The 5000-nt window shown below is 63.4% G+C and carries 5 protein-coding genes, 2 rRNA genes and 1 pseudogene (2 of these 8 running past the window's edge); 6 read left to right on the top strand and 2 right to left on the bottom strand.

Annotated elements, in window-relative coordinates; translation table 11 throughout:
- The 6 genes and pseudogenes from OG444_RS18445 to OG444_RS18470 all read left to right on the top strand — a co-directional run.
- Positions 1-271, top strand: partial view of a hypothetical protein gene (locus tag OG444_RS18445; RefSeq protein ID WP_327263218.1) — the 3' portion only. 113 nt of this gene lie to the left of the window's left edge; 271 of the gene's 384 nt are visible here — the last part of the coding sequence; its start codon lies beyond the left edge, outside the window; the stop codon is at positions 269-271.
- Between the two features lie 164 nt (positions 272-435).
- The gene (locus OG444_RS18450; protein ID WP_327263219.1) at positions 436-1020 is read left to right on the top strand and encodes a S1 RNA-binding domain-containing protein; all 585 of its coding nucleotides are present in this window, start codon (positions 436-438) and stop codon (positions 1018-1020) included.
- Positions 1021-1080: 60 nt separating this feature from the next.
- The gene (locus OG444_RS40780) at positions 1081-1515 is read left to right on the top strand and encodes a transposase (protein ID WP_442810762.1); all 435 of its coding nucleotides are present in this window, start codon (positions 1081-1083) and stop codon (positions 1513-1515) included.
- Positions 1496-1981, top strand: a pseudogene (locus tag OG444_RS18460) (transposase family protein); the annotation flags it as partial. The gene OG444_RS40780 and the pseudogene OG444_RS18460, both read left to right, overlap by 20 nt.
- 184 nt (positions 1982-2165) lie before the next feature.
- Complete coding sequence (locus OG444_RS18465) at positions 2166-2687, top strand: putative immunity protein (RefSeq protein ID WP_327263220.1); 522 nt, start codon at positions 2166-2168, stop codon at positions 2685-2687.
- Positions 2688-2727: 40 nt separating this feature from the next.
- A complete protein-coding gene (locus tag OG444_RS18470; RefSeq protein WP_327263221.1) occupies positions 2728-3054 on the top strand; it encodes an ankyrin repeat domain-containing protein in 327 nt (108 codons plus the stop codon).
- 49 nt (positions 3055-3103) lie between these two features.
- On the opposite strand, the gene rrf is transcribed toward OG444_RS18470, so the two are convergent.
- A 5S ribosomal RNA gene (gene rrf, locus OG444_RS18475) occupies positions 3104-3221 on the bottom strand.
- Positions 3222-3297: 76 nt separating this feature from the next.
- A 23S ribosomal RNA gene (locus OG444_RS18480) occupies positions 3298-5000 on the bottom strand (it continues 1420 nt past the right edge of the window).

A 5000-nucleotide genomic window follows, 5' to 3' on the forward strand; every position in this document is an offset into this window, starting at 1 on the left:
CAACGCCGGTGGGCAGTCCCCATCCTTCGCCTGGAGGGACTACCAGCGCTGGCTGAGCGTCTGGGTCGCGGTGCCGCCGGACCTGGACGAACCGGACCGCTCCCACCCGGCGCGGGTCACTGCCAATCAACCGGACTCGGACGCCTGGGCCCACCGGGTCTTCGACGCCCTGGACGCAACGGGCCGGTACTCCCTGTTCATGATTGAGGATCACTGGGCCCTGGTCCGGACGAACTCGGAGCTGGCCCGCGCCCAATGGGAAGACCGCTGATCCCCCGACCCGCAGTCGAATGACCGGTGCTGCGACGTGAATGCGCGCACGTGGTCCCCAGAACTTTGTCCGGCTGATCATGGTCCCGGCTGCTCAGACATGGCGGGGGCTTCGGCTCGTCGAGGGCACAGTCGTCCCACGATGTCGTGTGCCAGGGTGGCGGTATGGATTGGCAGTCCGAGAGCCCGGAACTCTGGGCGTTCCTGGAGTCCCTGCAGCGCGGCGACATCCTGTCCGGGACCGTCGCGGCGATCGAGCGGTTCGGGGTCTTCGTGGCCTTGGACGACGGGCCTGCCCATCCGCTGTTCCCCGGTGTCGGGTTCATTGTCATCCCCGAACTGTCCTGGCGGCACATCGACGCTCCCACCGACGTCGTTCAGGTGGGCCGGCGTGTGTCGTGCGAGTTCCTCCAGTTCGACACCTACAACGCGGAAGCCAGACTGTCCTTGAAGGCACTGGAGCCCGACCCACTCCAGGCTTTCGCCGACCGCACAGTGGTGGGCCAGGAACTCCGCGGCACGGTTGTGAAGGTGCTTCCCTTCGGCACCTTCGTCGACCTCGGGGACGGGATTGCCGGGCTGGTCCCCTTCAGAGAAGTCCACGGCCGCCCTGCGGTGAGTCCGGTGGAAGACTTCGAGGTCGGAGAGAAGATCGCCGTCATCGTCACGGAGATCGACCCGCCAACTCGCCGGGTTCTCCTCTCCAGGCCAGAGGGTGGCCGGCCCGAAGGTGTCGTGCCGACCGGGTGATGCCGAGTGGAAACGGCTCCGGCTGTTCCTGCCGGTCAGCAGCGGGCGTTGTGGCAGGTGGTGGGATCACGCCAGGTGATCGAGGGGGCTCTGCACCCGGTGCGAACCGGGGTTCAGTGGCGCGACCTGCCCAAACGTTTCGGACCGTGGAAGACCGTCGACGAACACCACCACCTGTGGTCGGCCGAGGGCACCGGGGAACGGCCGCTCCAGCAGGTGCAAGCCACGGCCGACGCGGCCGGTGAGACCGACTGGGACATCTCGGTGGACTCCACCAGCCCCGGCACCGACGTCCGCTTCGAAAGGGGCTTGAGAGGCAGAACACCAGACCCGATCGTCACGCAGGCCAGCGAGACGACTGCACAACTCCCACCGGTGTTGGAGAAGATCCGCATCCCCCGGATCGGGCCGGGAAGACCCCGCAAGAAGCCCGACAGCCGGCGGCAGACAAGGCTTACGGCTACGGCCCCAGCCGCGAATATCTGCGGCGACTAGCGCCCGCCGGGGCAGACCCTGGAGCCTGCCGCTGGCAGACAGGACACTGCAGGTCACGACGTACTGGCGCACGAACATGACGATGCGCCAACGTACTCTGCTTTTCGACATCTCCAAGCCGGCCGGCGGTCGGATCACCGACCACCTCGGTCCACTTCTGGCACTGCAGCCCCGGCCTCGCCTCGTGGGCGGAACCCTCGCTCCCACTCGCGATCACTCGGTGGCCGAGCAGTCGAAGAACCATCGGTACTCAACCCACCACCAGTTCGTCATCGACGCCGACACCCGCCTCGTCGTGGCCGTCGGCCGACCGGTGTCCGGCAACAGGAACGACTGCAAGGCGTGGGCCGAATCCGGCCCGAAAGGCCTGCCGCTGGACAACCGAGTGCTGCTGGCCACCTCGTACGTTGCATCGCCTTGCCTATGCATCGGTTCGCCCGTGCTTCTCCCCCACAGCCGGCGCCGCAGGCGGGCGCGGACGGCAACCGTGCAGGCGCGACCAGCCTTCCGCCTCCGGGCCCGGCACCATCGACCCGGCCCAGCGGCACTCAACGAAACCCAGCACAATGGGAGTTCGGATGCACGGGTCGACCATGGCTCCTCGAAGCTCCGTACGCCGCCCGTGCATCGCAACCGCGCATGATGGGCGCATGGATGAAGTGACGATCACCGAGGAAGACCGTCGGCTGCTCGGGCTCTGGGCCGCCGATTGCGTCCAGCGCGCCCTCCCTCTCTTCGAGGCGAAGGCTCCCTCCGACACCCGGCCCCGTGAAGCGATCGAGGGCATCCGGGCGTACGTGGACGAGGGGAAGCGGACGGCGAAATTGCGTTCCCTCGCCTGGGCGGCCCAAGCAGCCGCACGCGACGTCGACGACCAGGCGGCCACGGCTGCTGCCCGCGCCGCGTGCCATGCAGCAGCGACCCCGTACATCCACCCGCTGGCCACCCCGCACCAGTCGAAGCACGTACTGGGGCCCGCCGTGTACGAAGCACTCGCCCATGAACTCGCCGCCGGCGGTGACACCGACGTCGGGGACGAGGAGATCCGCTGGGCGATCGAACACGCCCCGCCGGCCGTTCGTGAACTGCTGCGCCGGATGCCGGCCCGAAGTCCTGGCCGCAGCCGCCTGGACACCCTCTACTACGCCCTCGACACGGGCCTGCGCCGGTAATCACTGTCAGCTGGTACCGGCTCGGCTGTTGGATGGCGTGATGAGTGACTACTGGTCGCCTGCTCATCAGGCTGTGGAACACGAGGACGCCGAGACCTTGGCCCGGCTGCTGGCCGAAGGTGCCGATCCCGATGAGGTCTTCGGCAACATGACGTTGCTGACGCACGCGATCGACACCGAAGGCGATGGCGCCCTGCAGACCGGCGAACCCCTGACCGTCCACACCACCGCGGTCCTGCTGGCTTTCGGTGCCGACCCTCGGCTCGAGGCTCCGAACGGTCGCACGCCCATGGAGCAGGCGACCGTCTACGGTCACCACCTCGCGGTGGACCTGCTGCGCGCCCACATCAGCAGAAACTGCCCCTGAACGCAGAAAAGCCCCGCACCATAAGGTGCGGGGCTTTCCCACAATGATTGTTCGGCGGCGTCCTACTCTCCCACAGGGTCCCCCCTGCAGTACCATCGGCGCTGAAAGGCTTAGCTTCCGGGTTCGGAATGTAAACCGGGCGTTTCCCTAACGCTATGACCACCGAAACACTATGAAATTTGAACGCTGGTGTTTTCACAGCTGTTCGTTATTTCAGAACTAACACAGTGGACGCGAGCAACTGAGGACAAGCCCTCGGCCTATTAGTACCAGTCAGCTTCACCCGTTACCGGGCTTCCACATCTGGCCTATCAACCCAGTCGTCTACTGGGAGCCTTACCCTCTCAAGGAGGTGGGAATACTCATCTTGAAGCAGGCTTCCCGCTTAGATGCTTTCAGCGGTTATCCCTCCCGAACGTAGCCAACCAGCCATGCCCTTGGCAGGACAACTGGCACACCAGAGGTTCGTCCGTCCCGGTCCTCTCGTACTAGGGACAGCCCTTCTCAATATTCCTACGCGCACAGCGGATAGGGACCGAACTGTCTCACGACGTTCTAAACCCAGCTCGCGTACCGCTTTAATGGGCGAACAGCCCAACCCTTGGGACCGACTCCAGCCCCAGGATGCGACGAGCCGACATCGAGGTGCCAAACCATCCCGTCGATATGGACTCTTGGGGAAGATCAGCCTGTTATCCCCGGGGTACCTTTTATCCGTTGAGCGACGGCGCTTCCACAAGCCACCGCCGGATCACTAGTCCCGACTTTCGTCCCTGCTCGACCCGTCGGTCTCACAGTCAAGCTCCCTTGTGCACTTACACTCAACACCTGATTGCCAACCAGGCTGAGGGAACCTTTGGGCGCCTCCGTTACCCTTTGGGAGGCAACCGCCCCAGTTAAACTACCCATCAGACACTGTCCCTGATCCGGATCACGGACCGAGGTTAGACATCCAGCACGACCAGAGTGGTATTTCAACGGCGACTCCACAACCACTGGCGTGGCTGCTTCAAAGTCTCCCACCTATCCTACACAAGCCGAACCGAACACCAATATCAAACTGTAGTAAAGGTCCCGGGGTCTTTCCGTCCTGCTGCGCGAAACGAGCATCTTTACTCGTAGTGCAATTTCACCGGGCCTATGGTTGAGACAGTCGAGAAGTCGTTACGCCATTCGTGCAGGTCGGAACTTACCCGACAAGGAATTTCGCTACCTTAGGATGGTTATAGTTACCACCGCCGTTTACTGGCGCTTAAGTTCTCAGCTTCGCAACCCCGAAAGGTCACTAACCGGTCCCCTTAACGTTCCAGCACCGGGCAGGCGTCAGTCCGTATACATCGCCTTACGGCTTCGCACGGACCTGTGTTTTTAGTAAACAGTCGCTTCTCGCTGGTCTCTGCGGCCACCCCCAGCTCACGGAGCAAGTCCGATCACCAGTGATGGCCCCCCTTCTCCCGAAGTTACGGGGGCATTTTGCCGAGTTCCTTAACCATAGTTCACCCGAACGCCTCGGTATTCTCTACCTGACCACCTGAGTCGGTTTAGGGTACGGGCCGCCATGAAACTCGCTAGAGGCTTTTCTCGACAGCATAGGATCATCCACTTCACCACAATCGGCTCGGCATCAGGTCTCAGCCTTAATGAGGGACGGATTTGCCTACCCCTCGGCCTACACCCTTACCCCGGGACTACCACCGCCCGGGCTGGACTACCTTCCTGCGTCACCCCATCGCTTACCTACTACCACCTTGGGTCAGCGGCTCCACCACTTTCCTTTCCCCGAAGGGTCCGGAACGGCTTCACGGCTTTAGCATTAGAGGATTCGATATTGGGCGTTTCAAAGCGGGTACCGGAATATCAACCGGTTGTCCATCGACTACGCCTGTCGGCCTCGCCTTAGGTCCCGACTTACCCTGGGCAGATCAGCTTGACCCAGGAACCCTTAG

Source organism: Streptomyces sp. NBC_01232 (assembly GCF_035989885.1).
Classification (GTDB): Bacteria; Actinomycetota; Actinomycetes; order Streptomycetales; family Streptomycetaceae; genus Streptomyces.

Excerpts from the sequence above, each read along its gene's own strand:
- OG444_RS18450 (WP_327263219.1), top strand. The coding sequence starts at position 436 with ATGGATTGGCAGTCCGAGAGCCCGGAACTCTGGGCGTTCCTGGAGTCC.
- OG444_RS18465 (WP_327263220.1), top strand. The coding sequence starts at position 2,166 with ATGGATGAAGTGACGATCACCGAGGAAGACCGTCGGCTGCTCGGGCTC.
- OG444_RS18470 (WP_327263221.1), top strand. The coding sequence starts at position 2,728 with ATGAGTGACTACTGGTCGCCTGCTCATCAGGCTGTGGAACACGAGGAC.